This is a genomic window from Acinetobacter sp. ANC5681 (genome assembly GCF_023488045.1).
Taxonomy (GTDB): Bacteria; Pseudomonadota; Gammaproteobacteria; order Pseudomonadales; family Moraxellaceae; genus Acinetobacter.
This window is the reverse complement of the sequence record NZ_JAMFKZ010000002.1, coordinates 227,234-247,078: the sequence shown is the minus strand read 5'-3', so window position 1 is coordinate 247,078 and position 19,845 is coordinate 227,234. Positions and strand designations below refer to the sequence as shown.

At 37.6% G+C, this 19,845-nt stretch carries 19 protein-coding genes; 10 read left to right on the top strand and 9 right to left on the bottom strand.

Annotated features, from left to right (window positions below; all coding sequences use genetic code 11):
- The coding region (locus M5121_RS02570) for an IS3 family transposase (RefSeq protein WP_249570212.1) at nucleotides 1-401 on the top strand (401 nt) is incomplete at its 5' end.
- Here M5121_RS02570 and M5121_RS02565 read toward each other — a convergent pair.
- Entirely contained in the window at nucleotides 352-705 is a 354-nt protein-coding gene (locus M5121_RS02565; protein ID WP_249570211.1) for a hypothetical protein, read from the bottom strand. The genes M5121_RS02570 and M5121_RS02565 overlap by 50 nt on opposite strands.
- A 255-nt stretch (nucleotides 706-960) precedes the next feature.
- On the opposite strand from M5121_RS02565, the gene M5121_RS02560 reads away from it, so the two are divergent.
- Entirely contained in the window at nucleotides 961-1,320 is a 360-nt protein-coding gene (locus M5121_RS02560; protein ID WP_249570210.1) for a YMGG-like glycine zipper-containing protein, read from the top strand.
- 56 nt (nucleotides 1,321-1,376) lie between these two features.
- Here the strand turns inward: M5121_RS02560 and M5121_RS02555 are convergent, their stop codons facing one another.
- The gene (locus M5121_RS02555) at nucleotides 1,377-1,883 is read right to left on the bottom strand and encodes a DUF4442 domain-containing protein (RefSeq protein ID WP_249570209.1); all 507 of its coding nucleotides are present in this window, start codon (nucleotides 1,881-1,883) and stop codon (nucleotides 1,377-1,379) included.
- A gap of 93 nt (nucleotides 1,884-1,976) precedes the next feature.
- On the opposite strand from M5121_RS02555, the gene M5121_RS02550 reads away from it, so the two are divergent.
- From M5121_RS02550 to htpG, 5 genes are all read left to right on the top strand, one after another.
- Nucleotides 1,977-2,852 (top strand): alpha/beta fold hydrolase, encoded by an 876-nt coding sequence (locus M5121_RS02550; protein ID WP_249570208.1) that lies wholly within the window; start codon nucleotides 1,977-1,979, stop codon nucleotides 2,850-2,852.
- Between the two features lie 123 nt (nucleotides 2,853-2,975).
- Complete coding sequence (locus tag M5121_RS02545; RefSeq protein ID WP_249570207.1) at nucleotides 2,976-4,397, top strand: Na+/H+ antiporter family protein; 1,422 nt, start codon at nucleotides 2,976-2,978, stop codon at nucleotides 4,395-4,397.
- A gap of 500 nt (nucleotides 4,398-4,897) precedes the next feature.
- On the top strand, nucleotides 4,898-5,482 hold the full coding sequence (locus M5121_RS02540; RefSeq protein ID WP_005163031.1) for an OmpW/AlkL family protein: 585 nt from the start codon (nucleotides 4,898-4,900) through the stop codon (nucleotides 5,480-5,482).
- 132 nt (nucleotides 5,483-5,614) lie between these two features.
- Nucleotides 5,615-5,965: a lysozyme inhibitor LprI family protein gene (locus tag M5121_RS02535; protein ID WP_249570206.1), complete on the top strand. Its 351-nt coding sequence runs from the start codon at nucleotides 5,615-5,617 to the stop codon at nucleotides 5,963-5,965.
- 116 nt (nucleotides 5,966-6,081) lie between these two features.
- Nucleotides 6,082-8,001 carry a molecular chaperone HtpG gene (gene htpG, locus M5121_RS02530; protein WP_249570205.1) on the top strand — a complete coding sequence of 640 codons (1,920 nt, stop codon included), beginning with the start codon at nucleotides 6,082-6,084 and terminating at the stop codon, nucleotides 7,999-8,001.
- Between the two features lie 90 nt (nucleotides 8,002-8,091).
- Here htpG and M5121_RS02525 read toward each other — a convergent pair whose 3' ends face one another.
- The 4 genes from M5121_RS02525 to M5121_RS02510 all read right to left on the bottom strand — a co-directional run bounded on the left by M5121_RS02525 (nucleotide 8,092) and on the right by M5121_RS02510 (nucleotide 12,145).
- Complete coding sequence (locus tag M5121_RS02525) at nucleotides 8,092-9,222, bottom strand: hypothetical protein (RefSeq protein ID WP_249570204.1); 1,131 nt, start codon at nucleotides 9,220-9,222, stop codon at nucleotides 8,092-8,094.
- A 194-nt stretch (nucleotides 9,223-9,416) separates the two neighbouring features.
- A complete protein-coding gene (locus M5121_RS02520; RefSeq protein ID WP_249570203.1) occupies nucleotides 9,417-10,859 on the bottom strand; it encodes a hypothetical protein in 1,443 nt (480 codons plus the stop codon).
- An 11-nt stretch (nucleotides 10,860-10,870) separates the two neighbouring features.
- Nucleotides 10,871-11,056: a hypothetical protein gene (locus M5121_RS02515; RefSeq protein ID WP_004659320.1), complete on the bottom strand. Its 186-nt coding sequence runs from the start codon at nucleotides 11,054-11,056 to the stop codon at nucleotides 10,871-10,873.
- Between the two features lie 393 nt (nucleotides 11,057-11,449).
- The gene (locus M5121_RS02510) at nucleotides 11,450-12,145 is read right to left on the bottom strand and encodes a DsbA family oxidoreductase (protein WP_249570202.1); all 696 of its coding nucleotides are present in this window, start codon (nucleotides 12,143-12,145) and stop codon (nucleotides 11,450-11,452) included.
- Nucleotides 12,146-12,321: 176 nt separating this feature from the next.
- Here M5121_RS02510 and M5121_RS02505 point away from each other — a divergent pair, with 176 nt between their 5' ends.
- Complete coding sequence (locus M5121_RS02505; protein ID WP_249570201.1) at nucleotides 12,322-13,071, top strand: hypothetical protein; 750 nt, start codon at nucleotides 12,322-12,324, stop codon at nucleotides 13,069-13,071.
- 58 nt (nucleotides 13,072-13,129) lie between these two features.
- On the opposite strand, the gene M5121_RS02500 is transcribed toward M5121_RS02505, so the two are convergent.
- Nucleotides 13,130-13,828: a YidX family protein gene (locus tag M5121_RS02500; RefSeq protein ID WP_249570200.1), complete on the bottom strand. Its 699-nt coding sequence runs from the start codon at nucleotides 13,826-13,828 to the stop codon at nucleotides 13,130-13,132.
- 289 nt (nucleotides 13,829-14,117) lie between these two features.
- Here M5121_RS02500 and M5121_RS02495 point away from each other — a divergent pair, with 289 nt between their 5' ends.
- Nucleotides 14,118-14,618, top strand: coding sequence for a hypothetical protein (locus tag M5121_RS02495; RefSeq protein WP_249570199.1), 501 nt, complete (start codon nucleotides 14,118-14,120; stop codon nucleotides 14,616-14,618).
- 62 nt (nucleotides 14,619-14,680) lie between these two features.
- On the opposite strand, the gene fadA is transcribed toward M5121_RS02495, so the two are convergent.
- Both fadA and fadB read right to left on the bottom strand, forming a co-directional pair.
- Complete coding sequence (fadA, locus tag M5121_RS02490) at nucleotides 14,681-15,853, bottom strand: acetyl-CoA C-acyltransferase FadA (RefSeq protein ID WP_249570198.1); 1,173 nt, start codon at nucleotides 15,851-15,853, stop codon at nucleotides 14,681-14,683.
- A gap of 12 nt (nucleotides 15,854-15,865) precedes the next feature.
- Nucleotides 15,866-18,019 carry a fatty acid oxidation complex subunit alpha FadB gene (gene fadB, locus M5121_RS02485; RefSeq protein WP_249570220.1) on the bottom strand — a complete coding sequence of 718 codons (2,154 nt, stop codon included), beginning with the start codon at nucleotides 18,017-18,019 and terminating at the stop codon, nucleotides 15,866-15,868.
- 603 nt (nucleotides 18,020-18,622) lie between these two features.
- On the opposite strand from fadB, the gene M5121_RS02480 reads away from it, so the two are divergent.
- A complete protein-coding gene (locus M5121_RS02480) occupies nucleotides 18,623-19,687 on the top strand; it encodes a GGDEF domain-containing protein (RefSeq protein ID WP_005162997.1) in 1,065 nt (354 codons plus the stop codon).
- Nucleotides 19,688-19,845: the final 158 nt, after the last annotated feature.

The following is a 19,845-nucleotide window of genomic DNA, read 5'->3' as shown; positions in this document are numbered from 1 at the left end:
TTGTTGGCTATAGCTTAAATGAGCGCATGACAGCCAAGCTTGTTTGTGATGCATTGAATATGGCTATTCGCAATCAGAAACCTGCTAAAGATCTCATTGTACATTCAGACAGAGGCAGCCAATATTGCAGTAATGAATATCGAAACTTACTTGAGAAATTTGATTTTCAGGGTTCAATGAGCAAAAAAGGCGACTGCTTTGATAATGCACCGATAGAGAGTTTCTGGGGCATACTCAAAAATGAACTAGTCCATCATCGCAACTACAAAACAAGGGAAGAAGCCAAAGCGGATATTACAAAATATATAGAGTTATTTTATAATCAGCGAAGAATTCAAAAAGGCTTGGATTTTAAGACACCAAATCAAATGGCAGAAGACTTTTATCGGTTAGCTGCCTAGAATCTCCCAAGTGAAAGTCTCCTGCTAATTCAGCACACATCACTTTATTTTTTACTACTGCAGCATTATTTTTATCCCCTATACTCCAAGCACCACCATGTACCATAACGATGATTGGTGCTAGATTATTATCGGTGTGTGGTTTAGATGGGAAATAGATATCCATCATTTGTTGGGAATCATGACCATAAGCAATATTTTTAAGTGATTCTACTTTTGCTAATGTTTGGAACTTGAAAAAATTTGCCTGAGTTGCTGAATTCAAACTCATCAAGATCAACATGGATAGCATAAATCTTGTCATTTTTTCGCCCTTGTTAAATTATATTTTTACATTGAGCCACACATTTTGTTTTCATGCTGGTTAGATTGGAACTTTGACTTCATTTCCAATAACATAATTCAATCAACAGTGTAGTATTGTATTGATCAAAGATTCTTCCATTTAGTTTATTTTATTACAAAAAGAAAAGAATGCACCTAGAGCAATTACATAATCTGATTATTTTCTAACAAAAATCAGATTATGCTTAGACTATAAAGTTGAGGATTTTTGGACATGAAAAAAACAATTGGTTTAATTTCAACATTAGTATTATCTACTTTGATGTTTACAGGCTGCCAAAACATGAGCGCATCTGATCAGCGTATTGGTGCAGCAGCATTGGGTGGTGCAGTTGGTGGTGGTGTTGGTAATCATGTAGGTGGCGGCTTAGGAGCGGGTGTAGGTGCAGCAGCAGGTGCTGGTGTAGGTGCAAATGCCAAGGGTGGTAGTAGTAATTCAACCACAAGTAGTGCAATTGGCGCAGGGATTGGTTCTGTGATTGGTAAGTCTATTTTTGGTGGTGATACTGGTGCAGCGATTGGTGGTGCAATCGGTGGTGGCGCAGGTGCTGCAATCCAAGAGAAGAAAAGATAATTTCTCAGATTCAAAAATGCCTGCAAAACCTTGCAGGCATTTTTATATGCGTAAAATTAAGCACTGGCTTTGGGCTTTTTCAGACGGATATACAGAACCTTTTCAACTTCTGCAATTCGTGTTCCTGCATCATCCACAATATTCAATGTATAGTTTCGAAACACAGGTTCATGATTTTCAGCCAGTTGCTTAATTTCCGCAATTTCAGTGGCACTGAGCTGTATATCCGCATAGACGGTGCTGCGACCAGGTGACAGGAAATTAATAGAAGCACTTTTGTCCCAAACAATATATTTATGTCCTAAATGATGTATGAGAATCAGCATATAAAAGGGATCAACCATCGAATATAAATTGCCCCCAAAATGTGTTCCGACGATATTACGATTTTTTCTAGTCAGCGGCATTTTGACACGAATGAAGTAACGATCAAGATCAAATGTTTCGATTGCAATGCCTGTCCCACGATAAGGGGAATAATGATTGAGCATAAATTTAGAAATCGCTGGAATGGTTCGAATTTTTTTGAAAAAGTCTTTCATGGTCAATTTTTTTTCTTGCAACGCTATTCATACTCCATAAGTATCATTTTTAGTGCATCGCTGGCAATGGCTGTTTTATAACCAAGCTGATAGAAAACAAAATGGGAAAGAATTATGCAAGCACAAGTAAAAACAGTAACCACTTCTGACCAACAAAGCCTCTGTGTCAAAACATGGGGTGATGAAAAGAAAACACCATTGGTGTTAGTACATGGTTATCCCGATAATCAAGAAGTATGGGAACCGATTATTGAGCAATTGGTTGATGACTATTATGTCGTTACTTACGATGTTCGTGGTGCGGGTTTGTCATCAATTCCAAAGCGTATTAAAGACTACCGATTACCGCGTTTATCTTTGGATTTACAAGAAGTGGTTGATCAAGTGTTACCCAACCGCAATTTCCATATCGCAGCGCATGACTGGGGTTCTTTACAGTCTTGGGAATCAGTAACTGAACCTAAGTTAAAAGGCCGTTTACTATCTTATACAACAATCTCAGGCCCTTGCTTGGATCATGCTTCTTTATATTTGCGTGAAAAGTTTAAATCTGCACCAAGTAATGTACTGAAAATGCTGACTAAATCTTGGTATATTGGTGCTTTCCATTTGCCATTGGTTGCTCCAACCGTATGGACTTTCTTTAGTCCAGAAAAGTGGGGTAAGATTTTAAGTGGTTTAGAGAAAAAACAAAACTTGCCATTAAATGCAAATATTGTGTCAGATGGTAAATACGGTATTAATTTGTATCGTGCTAACTTTATTCCTTCACTGGCTCAACCACGCCAACGCTATGCTCAATGTCCTGTACAGGCGATTGTATTAAAACGCGATGCATTTGTTAGCCCTGAGTACATTACCGAATCAATGCCAAAATGGGTTGAAAACTTTGAATATGTTGAACTTGATGCCAATCACTGGGCGGTTCTAAGTCAGCCAACTAAAATTGCTGAACTAATCCGTCATTTTGTAAAACGCCAGACTGTTTAAGGCTTTAGCGGATTAATCAAAATAAAAATCACTTAAAACAGATTGCAATTTGGCGACATTTTCAGCTTCTATACAATGAATCTGCTAGAATGTCGCCTTTCTTTTTGCTCCTAAATTTTGTCCATGAATGCTGTCGTAATTGCGATTGCCGTGATGTTTATTTTGTCACTGGCACGCGTTTCTGTTGTTCTCACTTTGGTCATATCAGCCATTATTGGTGGTTTGGTTGCTGGACTGAGCCTTTCTCAAACTGTAGAAGCTTTTAATGCAGGACTGGGAGATGGTGCTGAAGTCGCTTTGGCTTATGCTGTTCTAGGTGCTTTTGCCTTAGCATTATCTAAATCTGGTTTACCAGATTTACTTGCACATAAACTGATTGATTTATTAGGAATGGAAGCCAGTAAAAATCAAGAGAAAAAAGTGAAATATCTTTTATTAACGATTTTACTCATCGCTGCAATTTTCTCTCAAAATCTAATCCCAGTTCATATTGCTTTTATTCCTGTATTGGTTCCGCCATTGTTAAAAGTGATGAATCACCTCAAGCTTGATCGACGTGCGGCAGCATGTGTACTGACGTTGGGTTTAGTTGGAACATATATCTTCTTACCTGTGGGCTTTGGTGCCATTTTCCTTGAACAAATTTTGATGGGGAATATCAATAAAATTGGGGCTGCATATGGTTTGCATGTAGAACGTAGCATGATGCCTATTGGCATGGCGATACCTGTTTTGGGTATGGTTTTAGGTACTTTAGTCGCTGTGTTTATTAGTTATCGTAAGCCCCGTGAATATGTTGATCGATCAATTTCACCCGTTACAAGCATTGATTTGGATAAACCACTACGAGCAACAACACAAGCTGAATATGACCTCAAGGCGGATGCTGAAGAGTTGAAGCATGAAGCTGAAAATGTACCTTATATTTCCAAAAAAACCATGCTTATGGCGTTACTTGCAATCGGTTTAACCTTAGTTGCGCAGTTGTATTCAGGTTCGATGATTTTAGGTGGCCTTGTTGGTTTTGCTGTGTTATCCGCTTCTGGCATCTTTAAATGGCAAGAAGCTGATGATGTGTTTGTGCAAGGGATGCGAATGATGGCCTTAGTTGGTTTTATCATGATTTCCGCGGCAGGTTTTGCTTCAGTCATGACGCATACAGGCGACATTGCTCATCTAGTGAATGGCGTTGTACATATCATTGGTGATAATCATGCTTTAGCTGCGTTCTTGATGCTATTTATTGGCTTGTTTGTCACGATCGGTATTGGTTCATCTTTCTCAAGTGTGCCTGTGCTGGCGGTGATTTATGTGCCACTCTGCGTACAATTTGGATTCTCACCTTTGGCGACAATTGCATTGATTGGTACTGCTGCTGCATTAGGTGATGCAGGTTCGCCTGCCTCAGATTCAACATTAGGACCTACAGCAGGACTAGGTGTAGATGGTCAACATGATCATATTTGGGATACTGTAGTGCCAACATTTATACATTTTAATATCCCGCTACTTATTTTTGGCTGGATCGCAGCAATGGTTTTATAATGAATAGAGAATGGTTCCATAAGGAACCATTTTTTATATTAAGAAATAATAAAATATCATTTATATTAAATATAATAATTATGCTTATTAAATAATAACTATATTTATTTTAAACCACCTTGATATGAATAGTTGCTATTTATTTATCATGGAAGAAATAAAGTGAAATTTTTTGTCTTTTTATTCCTGTTTATTATATTAAGTTCTCATTCTATTTTGTAATAAAACTAAATTTATTTAGTGTATACTTTAAAAGATTTATTTTAAATATATCTTTGAGCTAGTTAATTCTGATAAAAACACTTGGTTTTCAATTGGTTAATCATAGTAAATTAGTTTGATTTATAAATAATTACATATCTTTACGAATTTATATTGTTGTTAATCAGATATTTGTAAAAATAATTAAATTGGTCGGAATTAATATGTATTGCATAAAATAAAAAGACATGATTATTATTAAATACAGGTTGAAATTTTGATTAAAGAGGTTTTTTTAAATGCTAAAAAAATTATTAGTTATTACATTATTGGGGTTGTCTTCAACTGCGTTTGCAGGTGGTTTTCAGGTTAAGGTCGGTGGTAGTGTTATTGCACCAACTGCAGATACAACATTAGCTCCAGGTGTTGTAGTTAAAGGTGATCATGAATTCGCATTTACACCTTCAGTAGAATATTTCTTTGGTGATACGCCTTTTTCAGCTGAGGTTTTGCTTGCTAACCCAATTAATCACGATGTTCTATTAAATGGTGAGAAAGTTGCAAGTGTTCGTCAATTACCACCGACAATCACAGCAAAATATAACTTTAAGAATTCAACTCGATTTACTCCATATATTGGTGTTGGTGGTACAGCCTTCATTGCATGGCACGAAAAGGGCTTAGTTGATGACGTGAAAAATACTTATGGTTTTGCTGGTCAGTTAGGTTTTAATTTCCAACCTGCTGACGCTAAAAACTGGGGTGTATATATGGATGTTCGATATGCAGATCTTAGCCCTGAAGTGAAGTTGGTTAATGGTACGAAGTTTGATTTAGACCTAAATCCAATGGTCTATACTTTGGGCTATAGCTATAAGTTCTAAGACGATTTAGATTTAAAGAAACCTCACAAATCGTGAGGTTTTTTATTTTACAATCGTAATATAAAACAGATACAAGCCTAAAAAGAGCGTGCGGTAAGCTAAGAACTAGTTTTTAATAAGTTGTGATCGGTGATGAAAAAATTATTAAGCTCAGCATTATTTCTTATGTCATTACTCATTTTATCTCAAACCCATGCCGCCAGTTTCTCATGCAAAGCTGCAAAATTGAAATCGGAACAACAGATTTGTAATGATCGTGGTTTAAATGATGCGGATGTAAAACTGGCAACAACTTACCAGATTATTTTGCACGCACTACCTATGGGAGGACGTGATGCAGAAAAAGATAAGCAATTCGAATGGTTGAAACAGCGTAATTCATGTGCAGCAAATACCTCTTGTCTTCGTCGTGCATATGCACAAAGACAACAGCAATTGGATCAACTTCTACAAACACGTATATTGAGTCAAGGACCATTCTAATTGTTCTTTTGAGCATTTTTTAACTGAAAAAATAAAACACAAGGATTGAAATATTCAAGATATGCACCATTCATAAATCATTCCAAATATATAAGCCTCAAGATAAGGAGTGATTTATGAGTGAACAAGTCGCACAAAATTATAGTTTCCAAGCTGAAGTTGCTCAGTTATTACATTTGGTAACGCATTCGCTGTATTCCAACCCAGAAATTTTCTTACGTGAACTAATTTCAAATGCCTCGGATGCCTGTGATAAGCTGCGTTTTGAGGGCATCAACCATCCTGAATATTATGAAAATGATGCCAACTTGCATGTTCGTGTGAGCTTGGATAAAGAGAATAAAACTTTAACTATTTCCGATAATGGTATTGGTCTGAGTCAACAAGAGGCGATAGAGAATCTTGGTACGATTGCAAAATCGGGCACTAAAGATTTTATGTCAAAGTTAAGTGGTGATCAGAAAGCCGATGCACAGTTAATTGGTCAGTTTGGTGTTGGTTTTTATTCTGGATTTATTGTAGCCGATAAAATCACGGTGGAGTCGCGCCGTGCAGGTCTGGATGCTGCCGAAGGTGTGCGCTGGATCAGTGGCGGTACAGGTGAGTTCGAAGTTCAACAAATTGATAAGGCGAGCCGTGGTACAGACATCATTCTGCATTTACGTGATGATGCGCTGGAATATCTTGAGTCGTGGAAAGTTAAACAGATCATCAATAAGTATTCAGATCACATCAGCTTGCCAATCGAAATGCAAAAAGAAGTGTGGCAAGAAGAGGAAGTCGCTGAAGGTGAAGAGCCTAAAGGCGGTCAGATGGTGAAGACGGATGAATGGGAAGCGATTAACTCAGCGAGTGCGTTATGGACACGCAGTAAGAGCGAAATCACTGATGAACAATACATCGAGTTTTATAAAAATCTCAGCCATGACTTTTCAGAACCTCTAGCATGGGCACATAACCGTGTCGAGGGTAGTACCGAATATACCCAGTTGCTGTATATCCCAAGTCAGGCCAAACAAGATTTATTTACTCGTGAAGCAAAAGCAGGCATCAAGCTGTACGTAAAACGCGTATTTATCTTGGATGAAGCAGACAACCTCATTCCAAACTATTTACGTTTTGTACAAGGCGTGGTCGATAGTGCTGATTTACCATTAAATGTCAGCCGTGAATTACTTCAAGAAAGCCGTGATGTGAAAACCATTCGTGAAGGCAATGCGCGTCGTGTCTTGACGTTATTGGATGGTTTAGCAAAGTCGGAAGATGAAAAAGACCAAGAGAAATTTAAAGCTTTCTACACTGAGTTTGGTTCGGTATTAAAAGAAGGTTTAGGTGAAGACACGGGTAATCGTGAACGTATCTTAAAATTATTACGTTATGCGACTTCAAATCATGATGAGATCAGTACTTCTTTTGCTGATTATAAGTCACGCATGAAAGAAGGGCAGAAAGCGATTTATTACGTGACTGCGGATAATTTAACGGCTGCGAAAAACTCACCACAACTTGAAGTATTCAAGAAGAAAGGCATTGAAGTTTTACTCATGGCAGATCGTGTTGATGAGTGGGCAATGAATTTTGTCTTTGAGTTTGATGGTACGCCATTACAGAACGTGTCTAAAGGTGCAGTTGATCTTGGTGATCTACAGGATGCGGATGAGAAAAAGGCGCTTGAGCAAGCGGCTGAACAATTTAAACCTGTGGTGGAGCGTTTAAGCAGCTCATTGAAAGACAAAACCAAAGAAGTGCGAGTAACGACACGTTTGGTGGATTCACCAGCATGTTTGGTCACCAGTGAGGGTGAGCTTTCTCCGCAATTGATTCGCATGTTGAAACAGGCAGGTCAGGCTGTTCCTGAAAGCAAGCCAACGCTGGAAATTAACCCTGAACATCCATTGGTAAGAAAACTAGAAAACTCAGCACAGTTTGATGATCTCGCGAATGTGATCTTCGATCAGGCGGTAATTGCTGAAGGTGGCTTACCAGAAGATCCTGCGGCTTATGTCAAACGTATCAACAGCTTGTTATTACAATAAGTGATTTGACCTAAAAACCTCTGCTTCGGCAGAGGTTTTGTATATCTATGGATAACATTTAAGTTACCCACAGTTGTGTTGATATTTTCATCAGAACAACGTTTCAATACGAACGAAAGTACTCACATAATGATTTCGATCCTCGCGATGATCATTGAAATAGTTCAGATCACCTTGTACATAGAACCACTCACGCCATAAAGGTTGTCTCCAAGAAACAAAAGGGCCCCAACTGTTTAGACGTAAGTCATTATTGTTGTAATAGCCACCTGTATAGAGACCGTAATTAAAATTGTTATGCGCAAAGAATTGGTGTTGGCGGAAAATGCGATTGTCCCATAACAAATCATCATCTTGCTTGTCAGCGTAAGTTAAACTGAATTGATTTGAAAGAAAAGGTTGGTTGGGGCGAGCATGTATCAATTCTAAATTTGTACGTAAATAGTTCTCACTTTGACTACCATATCGATAGATTTGTTCAGCATTAAAGTGGAAATCATTGTGCAAATCCCAATGCTTCTCAGCTCTTAGACGTAAGTAAACATCATCACCAGAACGAATACCAATATCTGCATCTGTATCAAATGGTAGCTTTTTGGAGAAATGAGACCAACGTAATGCAATAGAGCCATTACTATCTCGTGTCTGTTTGGAATCAAACTTCTTATCGGGATCTTGATTCGGTTGTGTATTGGTATTGGCAATATTGTTTTTAAATTCGTCATCTAGAGAATCATCACCAAAAACTAAGCTAAGTTTTTTTTCTAAAGTTGGAAGTTTGATTTTTCCTCGAATACGAGGTTTAACCTCATAGTTATCATATTCATTCCAATAATTGTCCAACATAAAACGAATCGTTGCTGAAGCTGGTTTTTCAGGGTCGACATCACCAAACCAGTCATCAATCTTAACCGAGGTTCGATCAGCCCAGTTGCGAATATCACGCTGTTTACGATCAACCCAAGTTTTATTCTCAGTTTCAGTGGTTGGAGGAACAATAGATTGATCAGATTGTTCAGGAAGAACGGCGGGGCTCGCATCTACCCATTTAGGAATATAGTCTAAGAAATTTTCTTGATTTGATATTTCCGCTTTGGGAATATTATTCTCAGTTTGTTCAACCGATTTAGTTGCAGCATTGACAGTTGTTGATAAACCGAATGGAAGTGCAATGAGCGTATATAAAATATATGATGGTACTGTTTGATTTAAAGTCGTCATAGTTAAAACTTATATATTGTTCTTCATTTAACTTTTGATTATTCAAGCAATAAAATCAAGCTAAAGACACAAAAAACAGCAATTTAACAATGCTTTTGAAAATTTGAATGAGTATTTATGAAAATCCACCATGAAACTTGCAATAAGCAATCACAAGTTTGATGGTGGATTAGATATATCTTAAAAATGGATATTTAGGTCGCTGAAACATCCGCATTTTCGAGTGCTTGATAGAGATCATGAACTGAAATTGGTTGAGGTAGGCGGCTAATCACTTGACGTATTAATTGCCATGTATAGCCGTCTGCACGATCTAACAATAGATACGGATAAGCTTGATCTTCGCTCGATAATTTTACGCGTTCTGCGCCGTGTAGCACTCTGATTTTTTGACGCTCTTTGAGTAGGATGACTGGCGTCAAAAAAGTCGCTGTTGTTTCTTCAAAAGGAATAAACTTTTGCGTGTTAATAAAGGCAGCAGGAATATAAGGGTAAGATCGCTCACTACGCTGCCAAACTTGATTACCATTCATGATACATTCATTAAATAGTGTTTCATGTTGGTGGTAATGTTGTTTAAAAATAACCCAGTCTGTTTGATGAATCGAGCTTGTTTGAGTATGACGTTGGTCTGTATAAGCTTGTAAGATTGTTGTAGCATATTCGACACTATGAGTACCAATAAGGACGACATAATGTGAAAACTGTCCTTGAGCATAAAGCTGTTCAGCAACAAAGATTTGAGCTGTTTCCCAAACAGGTTGAACGTCATTCTCAGCTTTTAAATATAACCAATCAATTTTAATATTTTGATTAATCTCATCGTGTAGCTCTACACGATATAAAGATGGAAATGTTTTAGGATCGATACGCTCTAAGCGACATACGAGTCCATCTAAATTAAAATCTTTTAGTGCAACAGGTTTCGCTTTATTTAGATTTGCAACAGGACGCACATTTTGTCTAAAACTTGGTTTAGGCTTTGCGACCGTTGGAATACTTGGTGTTGGAGTATTGGGTACAGATTGAATTCTTTCCTGAATAATTGCTTCGAGTTGTGCTTCAAAATTCGCAGTTTCTTCTCTCATAGCAGATAATCTGTCCTTGTGAATTGTTTGATTTGAATCTAATGATAAATTTGTTGAAGTTTGATGAATTGGCTCTAAAACAGGAATAAGACTTTTGAGTTTATCATCTGTTTTTATATAATCACTTGTACTCGTTTGAATCCATTCAAGTGCTTGTCGAGTAGATGTAAACCAAGGGCTCTTTATAAAAGACAATGCAGGACGAATAACCCAAATTTGCCAATGCTGTGACTGACGTAAAGCTGCCCATCCCATGTCGCCTGATGCAAATAAAGCATGTTCAACACGCCCCATAAATTTAAATGTTCCGCGATAAGTGAGTGCATACCCAAAGCTTTCTAATTCTTCAGCCGAAAATTCTTCTTGTTGAATAAATTCTTTAAATGGAGTGAGTTGTTCTTGAAACAATGGATCGTCACAAGAAGCACAAATATCCTTAATACGTTGCTTTGATTTTGCAATCTCAAAAAGTGAGTTTTTATCGTTGTTTAGCCCAACAATCAGATGTTTGAGCTCATCAACCAATAATGCTTTCTCTAATACGTCCATTGATAGTTTCCTTAGAGATAGGCTTGAGCCTGTTTTAAATAATGAATAAGTACAATATTCACAGCATCATCTAACAGTTTGTATTCAGGTGTATTCGTCAAATTATGCTGTCTAGCCAAGGCTACAAGTTGCTCAATGCATATTTGTTCGGGTTGAATCTGACCATTTATTAGGGCTTGTAACTCTTGAATTTTCATAACAAAAGAATGTCACTTTATGACGATTATAGAAGAAAAATATGCAAAATCTATAGACTGCAAGTTAGTAAAAAATCTCATTTAGGTATTCCAAATAGAGATTTTGATCATGTTTTGGCTTTCAAAGTATCAACATTTTAAAACAATAAATCGGATAAATAGATCGCGCTGGGGAAGTATATCTATAAATCTATCTCTGTAGTGTGATTTTAATCACATTTTTTTTAGTCAAAAGTTGATCAATAAAATACTTAGTTTGTTACAGAATTTACCACTAGAGATGAACGGTATGCTTTTTAAGATAATAGGTGACGTAACTATCACATCTAGCTTGAATAGTTTGCTGCACACAAGCTTCAGACAGTTGCTGAAGCTTGTATTTTAGCTAGCTTGTTAGGGCTTAATTTCGCATTGATCATCGCTACATTGAGCTGCATCTGTTTGCTGAATTTCTTCTGTAGAAGTGGATTGAGCTTGTTGTAATGCTTGTAAGAAAATCTCACGTGGTTGTGCGCCTGAAAGTGCTAGTTTTTGATCAAAAACAAAAAAGGGTACACCCGTTACATTTAATTGCTCATGTGCAATTTTTTCATCATGGCGAACAAAATCTGCCAGTTCATCTGAATTCAATACATACTCGACTTCAGCATGATCCAAACCAATCCGTGAAGCGATTTCTTCAACCACTTCACGTTCACCGATTGCAAGACCTTCAGTCATATAAGCATGAAAAAAAGCTTCTTTTGCTTCGTTACCCAAACCTTTGCTTTGAGCCAAATGGATAATACGATGTGCATTAAAGCTGTTGCCTGAATTGGCTTTTTGCCATTGAAAATCAATGCCTTCAGTCGCTGCCATAGCCGCAACATTACGTTCCATTTCTTCCATGTCAGCAAAGCTACGCCCATATTTCTTTGCTAAGCGTTCCGTATTCGAAGTCTCATGTTTGGCAGGTGCATCTGGATCGAGTTCAAAGCTATGCCAATGAATATCAAGCTCAATTCCTGCTTGTTCAGCAACATGTTCAAGACGCTTTTTCCCAATATAACAAAAAGGGCAAACGACATCTGACCAAATATCTACGCGCATAGCATATCTCTACAATTTCAGTTGATTTGATAATAGGGGCGAAAGTACGAAATTTAAAGCGATGAAAATGTAATGCTCCGTTACGAAAAATGAAATAAAAATCAATTAACAGTCTGTGTTTGACTGATTAAACTTAAAGTCAAAACATAAAAAATATAAATATACTTGGAGGCTGTATGCGCCGTTTTTTATTATTTTTAACTGTCGTCGTGATTTGTTTGGGCACATTCTTTTTCTATCAATATCGCGTAAAGCAAAATGCAGCCAATACAGAACAAATGTTTGAAATTGTTATGGCTGAAAAAATGCGTGGGCTCTATGATCAAGCGCAGGATTGGAGCAAGCCTATACAACTCAACGTACATGATGATCGTTTATCTGGTGATTATAAGTTGATGTCCGAGTTTCTACTTAGTTATTGGATGCAAAATGTTGAGGCAAGAAACGCTTATTTAAGGCAACTCAAAGCAGCAAATTGGGATACTTTTTTAGATGTCGAACGTTTAGATCAAGACCGTCAAAAAGGTTATTTTGAGACTGAAAAAATGCTTCATGATGTGCGAAAAATCTCGACTGAATATGGAATAAAGAGACAGAAAATACAGGCAGATTCACTTGAACAAGCAAAAAATCTCGCCATTCATCATGAAATGAGAAAATCTTTACAAGAAAAACTGCAAAATAACCTGAAAACAGACAAGGCGCATGACATTTTTCCGATTGAACAACAAGTGATTGAGAAAGCACAAGCGATGTTTGATATGTTAAAAACTGACCCTTGGCAAAGAGAAGATAACAAGATTCTTTTTAAGGAAACAGCGCAAGTCAAAAAGTTTAATGCACTTTATCAAGATGTGCTCAGATTAAATCAGAAGATGGATAAAATTAAGCAAAACAATGTTGCAGTATTAGATGAAGAATTATGATTTTGTGATGCAATGATGCCTTGTATACATCATTGCATGATTGAGTTCGAGTTTAAGCTTAATCAAAGATCTTTTCTGTTGCTTGGAAAGGTAGACTCACCACATCAATCGCCACGGCAAAAGGGAGCAATACCAGTTTTTCCAAAGGATTCATACCTGATTTTGATTTATAACTTTCTTCTTTATTGGTATAGATAGAGATTTGGTAAGGCTTACTTAATGCTTTGAGTGAGCTTAGATTATTTGCAGTAGGATAAACAACACCAGCGAGTTTGATATCGAAACAGAAGCGTTGAGCTTGCATACGTTCATCACTTGAAGAAGAACATTCTCTCGCACCATTCTCAATGAAAAACTCTAAATCTTTTTTGCTCAAGTCTTCTTTTAGTTTTATATATGAAAGGGGGAGTGTGCCTGAAAAATTGCCATCATTTTTTTCAGAATAAAAGCTTAGCTCACGTGTAATTTGAATATTTTTTGGGTCGAGTTTTGTGATTAAGCTCACAAATTGAGATGCACCTTGGGTGAGGATATAGCTATTCTTTTGCCCTGCGATTACGAGACTATCTTTAGGTAAATTTGCAGATTGTTGAGCAGGTCTTCCAAATGCAATGACACTATCTTCAACCAAAGTAACCTTGGTTGTGCGAATATAAGCTTTACTGTCTTTGGTAATAAGGGTTTTGGTTGCACAACCTGCTAAACATAATCCTGTAATCGATATTGCTGTAGTCATTTTAATTAGAGTTGAAATCATCCATTTCTCCTAATCGCTTTTTAAAGTATATAAAATAATCAATATTTATAAATTCACTCGAGCACAGTAATCAAAAAAACGAGCTTATGCGAGATTTTTTCCTCTTTTATCTATTCATTTTACAAAGATCAGACACATTGTTTGATTCGCTCATTTTATCTTACGTTCAAAAAAGTAATCCTATTTACCGTTTATCAGAGTGATACAGAATCCAATATCACTTTATTGTAGGCTTAATTTATAGCTATTTTTATTCAATGTTTATGGTGAATGATTTTTGGAGCAAGTGATGAACTTTCTAAAACGATCAGCGCTGATGATGGCATTTACTTTGGTTGGATTTTCAGCAGTACATGCCGAAGAGGTTGAAACTTTACCAACCATTCGTATTATGGCTGAATCTGAATTACGTGAAGAAGTCGTAGGACCCACTCCATTTCAAGAAGATAAAAAAGTACGTCAAGCACTTCAGCATCGTATTTATAAAACTCATACTGATATGCAGAATGCAGAAATTCCTGAGAATATCAGTGCAGTTGAATTTGAACCAAAGGTGCAGTCAGGCTTATCTCAAGTTTCACCTGGGTTACAAGAGTATATTCTAGCGGTGACCTCAGGTTTTCAATCATCTGATCCAACTAATGGTGTATTTAAAATATTAGAGCCACTTAATATAAATCGAAACAATATTGATGGCATTCGTGATGGTTCGATTAAAGTCAATTTGAATGATATTTTGCTATTACAGCAGCAAATTCAAAATGGTTTAAAAGATTTTAGACAACCATAGCTTATATCATTGATTAAGATAAAAATCCCCGCATATAGCGGGGATTTTTATCTCAGTGTCGATTAAACACGTTCGATAATTGTCGCGATACCTTGACCAAGACCGATACACATCGTTGCAAGACCAATTTGTGTATCTTGTTGTTCCATCACGTTCAACAATGTAGTTGTGATACGAGCACCAGAACAGCCCAATGGGTGACCCAATGCAATCGCGCCACCATTCAAGTTGATGATGTCTTGTTTGTCATAAACGCCTAAGCCTTTCATGACTGATAAGCCTTGAGCAGCAAATGCTTCGTTTAATTCGATCGTTTGGATATCTGCCATCGTTAAACCAGCACGTTTAAGCGCTTTTTGAGTTGCTGGAACTGGACCGTAACCCATGATCGCAGCATCACAACCTGCAATCGCCATAGAGCGAATCACAGCACGAGGTTTTAAACCTAAAGATGCAGCACGTTCAGCTGACATCAACAACATTGCAGATGCACCGTCAGAAAGAGCAGAAGAAGTTGCTGCTGTTACTGAACCACCTTTAGGATCGAAAACAGGTTTCAATGCTTTGAATGCTTCAAGGTTTGCATCAGCACGAATGACTTCATCGATGTCGCAAAGGATTTTGAAGCCATTAGCATCATGACCTTCAACACCCACGATTTCGTTTTTGAAACGACCTTCTTGTGTTGCAGCCCAAGCACGACGGTGAGATTCAACACCGAAAGCATCTTGTTCTTCACGAGAGATACCGTTCATACGACCTAACATTTCAGCAGTTAAGCCCATCATGTTCGATGCTTTTGCATAGTGTTTAGATGCTTCAGGGTTAAGGTCGATGCCGTGCATCATACCTACGTGACCCATATGCTCTACACCACCGATGATGAATACATCACCTTGATTCGTTGCAATCTGTGCAGCAGCTGTGTGGATTGCTTGCATTGAAGAACCACAAAGACGGTTTACTGTTTGACCGCCAGCAGTTTTTGGAATGTCAGCCAATAAACCAATATTACGAGCAATGTTCATACCTTGCTCTAAAGTTTGGTTTACACAGCCCCAAATGATGTCTTCAACTTCATTGGTATCAAACTGGTTACGAGCAACAAGTGCACGTACTAATTCAGCAGATAAACTGTCGGCACGAACATTGCGGAACATACCGTTACGTGATTTGCCCATGGCAGAACGAACGCCATCAACAATCACAACGTCACGTGGATTTAAAGTAGCCATTCACGTCGCTCCTTAACCGTAGAATTTTGTGTTGTTAGCAGCCATGTCACGCAACATTTGTGGCGCTTCATAAGCTTTACCTAAGTGTGCATATTTGTCGCAAAGCGCAACGTATTCAGCAACACCTGTTTGGTCGATGTAACGGCATGGACCACCACGGAATGGAGGGAAACCTACACCCATGATCATCGCCATATCTGCTTCAGAAGCAGTTGCAACGATGTTGTCTTCTAAGCAACGAACTGTTTCGTTACAGAAAGCAAGCATCATACGGTCAATGATTTCTTGGTTGTCAAACTCGCGTTTTTCACCAGTAACGAAAGGCGCAATGATTTCGTAAGCTGTTGGATCAACAGTTTTCGCTTTCTTACCTTTCTTATCTAACACGTATTTGTAGAAACCAATGTCATTCTTTTGACCAAGACGTTTTGCTTCATACATCGCTTGGATCGAACCTTTGTAGTCAGGCTTCATACGGTCAGGGAAACCTTCAGCCATTACTTCTGCGCCATGTACACCTGTATCGATACCAACAACGTCGATCAAGTATGCAGGACCCATTGGCCAGCCGAATTTCGCCATGACATTATCCACTTGTTGGAAATCCGCACCATCTTTTACAAGAAGATCGAATGCACCAAAGTAAGGGAACAATACACGGTTAACTAAGAAACCTGGGCAGTCGTTGACAACGATTGGTGTTTTACCCATTTTCTGAGCAAGAACAACAGTAGTTGCAATCGCTTCATCAGATGTCTTCTCACCACGAATCACTTCTACCAATGGCATCATGTGTACTGGGTTAAAGAAGTGCATACCAACGAAGTTTTCAGGACGTTGTAATGCTTTCGCCAAACGAGTAATTGAAATCGTAGACGTGTTAGAAGCAATAATCGTGTTTTCACGAACATTCTTCTCAGTGTCTGCAAGTACCATTTCTTTTACTTTTGGATTTTCAGTCACTGCTTCGATCACGATATCCACTTCTTTAAACTCATCGTAGCTTAAAGTTGGACGGATGCGAGCAAGTGTTTCACCCATTTGCGCAGGTTTCATTTTCTTGCGTTCAACTTGCTTAGTCAGTAAGCCGTTCGCTTCTTTCATACCCAATGCAAGTTGTGGGTTACCAATGTCTTTCATGATGATTGGAGTGCCTTTGCTTGCCGCTTGGTAAGCAATACCACCACCCATGATACCCGCACCTAATACAGCTGCTTGGTTGACAGGGTGAGCACCTTTCTCATATTTCTTCGCAGTTTTCTTCACAACTTGGTCATTGATGAATAAACCAATCAATGCACCTGCTTGTGGAGTAATTGCTGCTTTAGCAAAACCTTGAGCTTCTGCTTTTAATGCATCATTACGTGTAAGGCTTGCACCTGCTTGTAATGAGTCAAGTAACAATTTTGGCGCAGGGTATTGTGCAGGGTTTGCTTTTGCAAGTACCGCACCTTTTGCTGTATTGAATGCCATCATTTGTTCAAGTGGATTCAATTTAATTGCGTCTAATTTTTCTTGACGTTTTGCTTTCCAGTTCAAACGACCAGCAATCGCTTGTTTAACTAAGTCAACAGCAGCTTCTTGAAGTTTGTCAGCAGCAACAACCGCATCTACAGCACCATCTTTCAGTGCAGCAGCTGGCTTCTTAGGATTCGCCATTGCCATCCATTCAACGGCATTGTCGATACCGATTAAACGGCTTAAACGTACGCTACCACCAAAACCAGGATAGATACCGAGTTTGATTTCTGGTAAGCCAACTTGAGCTTGCTCAGACATGACACGGTAGTCACACACTAAGCACATTTCAAAACCACCACCAAGCGCTGTACCATTAATCGCAGCAACTTTAGGGATGTCTAAATCTTCAAAGCTATTGAAGACGTCATGTACAGGCATAAGCCAATCAACAATTGCTTGTTCACCAGCAGCGAAGTTGTCGCCAAATTCAGTAATATCTGCACCAACGATAAATGTTGATTTACCAGAGGTAACAACTAAGCCTTTAATGTCGTTATTGGCTTTAACCGCAGCAATTGCTGCTTGGAAGTCTTCGATGGTTGCACGGTTAAATTTATTAACCGACTCACCTTGTAAGTCAAAGCGGAATTCTGCAATTCCGTCCGCAAGCATTTGGACGGTAATGGCATTGCCAGCGTGGATCATGCCTGATCTCCCTTGTTGTGGAGGATTCTGAGTTGATGTCATAAAGCGTGTATGCGTTAGCGCACACAAAATGCTTTGCTAATCTTACGATAACTATATCCAAAAAGGACATAACAAGTTGTATCAAGCCGTGACGCTAGGGTCATCTATTCTTTTAAAGAATTTATTTCTAAGGCTTGTATAAAAATAGAAAGCTATTTTTTCCTTTAAAAACAGTGAAAAGTTTATTGATTTTAGTCATGTGCTTATCGGTTTTAAACGTAAAAATTGTATTAAGCAACCCATAAATCATTTTTAAATTCGTATATTTTTTATTAGCATATTTAAGCTTTAAGTTAAGTTGCTAAAGTTATGGCTTATTTATTGCTTTATTATAGATATAGCGAAAGCAATATTTTGTTGTTAACTCTTTGTTAGAAAAAGGATTTTGAAAGATTTTTTTTGTTTTTAAAATGAGACATAGTTTGATTTTATGACAAAAAATGTTAGTTATAGCTGTTTTTAGGGTTTATATGAAAACGAATAGAAAAATAATTATTTGTTGATGATGTGGTTGGGAAGCTGAATAAAAAACAAACCTGTTTAGGGAAGGCTGGGTAAAAGATGAAACCAACAGACCAAACCTTGATGAAACAAATGCATATTTCGATTGAAGAAATTGAATATCGACGATCTTTGCTTAGTTTAAGTCATCAAGAATTACAGCAGTTGGTTGACTTAGGGGGACAAATTGATCTTGAGTATTTACTTGACCAAGTTGTGATTACCTTTTATCAACAGCAAACCTCGATTTCGGAGATTGCTTCACTGATTGGCGATATAGACACTTTATCTCGGTTACAACATGCACAACGCCAATACTTGGTAGAACTTTTTTCAGGTAATTATGATGCCAATTATGTCAATAATCGATTGAGAATCGGTTTAGTGCATAAACGAATTGGTGTCGAACCCAAATTATATTTATCCGCCGTTTATCATCTCAAAATCATGCTGATATCAATGATTCAACAACAATTAGGCGATACAGAGAATTTTCATCAAATACGTTCTACTTTAGAAAAGTTATTTATGTTTGATATTTCGCTGGTTGTAGAAACCTATGTGTGGAGTTTGGTCAGTGAGTTGAAGGCGTCTAAAGAAAAAATTGAGCAATATGCTTCTGTGTTAGAAGATCGGGCTCAGCAAATGGAAGCTTTATCTCAAACTGATCCGCTCACAGGACTATTAAATGTGAGACATTTAAATCGTATTTTAAATTCGACCATTTATGCGGCTGAACGAAGTTTAGAACCCGTTACAGTCGTATTTATTGACATCAATGATTTTAAAATCATTAATGATAATTTTGGGCATTCTAAAGGTGATCAAATGTTAAAAGTTGTAGCGGATGCGATTCGATTTGTTGCACGTTTGGATGATCATTGTTTTAGATGTGGTGGAGATGAGTTTTGTATTGTGTTTCCACGTTGTACTGAAGCACAGGCACTCGAAAGTTTCGTTCCAAGATTACTACAGTATGTTTATCATATTGAGCCGAGTATTACTTTGAGTATCGGTGTAAAACAAACAGATCATGTGGATGGTTACTTAGATGCATCTACTTTGATTCATGAAGCTGATGCAAAAATGTATTTGGTCAAAAAACAGCAAAAAATAAAAAAATAACAATTTTTATTGGAAGATCTATTTTTATATCTGCATGATATTTATTGTTTATTTTATCTAATGAATTAAGTGGAAAAAATTGTTGAACCAAAATTGGCTAGAAATTAAAAAAGACGATGATAAAATTCCGAGATTCATTTTTTTGGTCGATTTTTTCA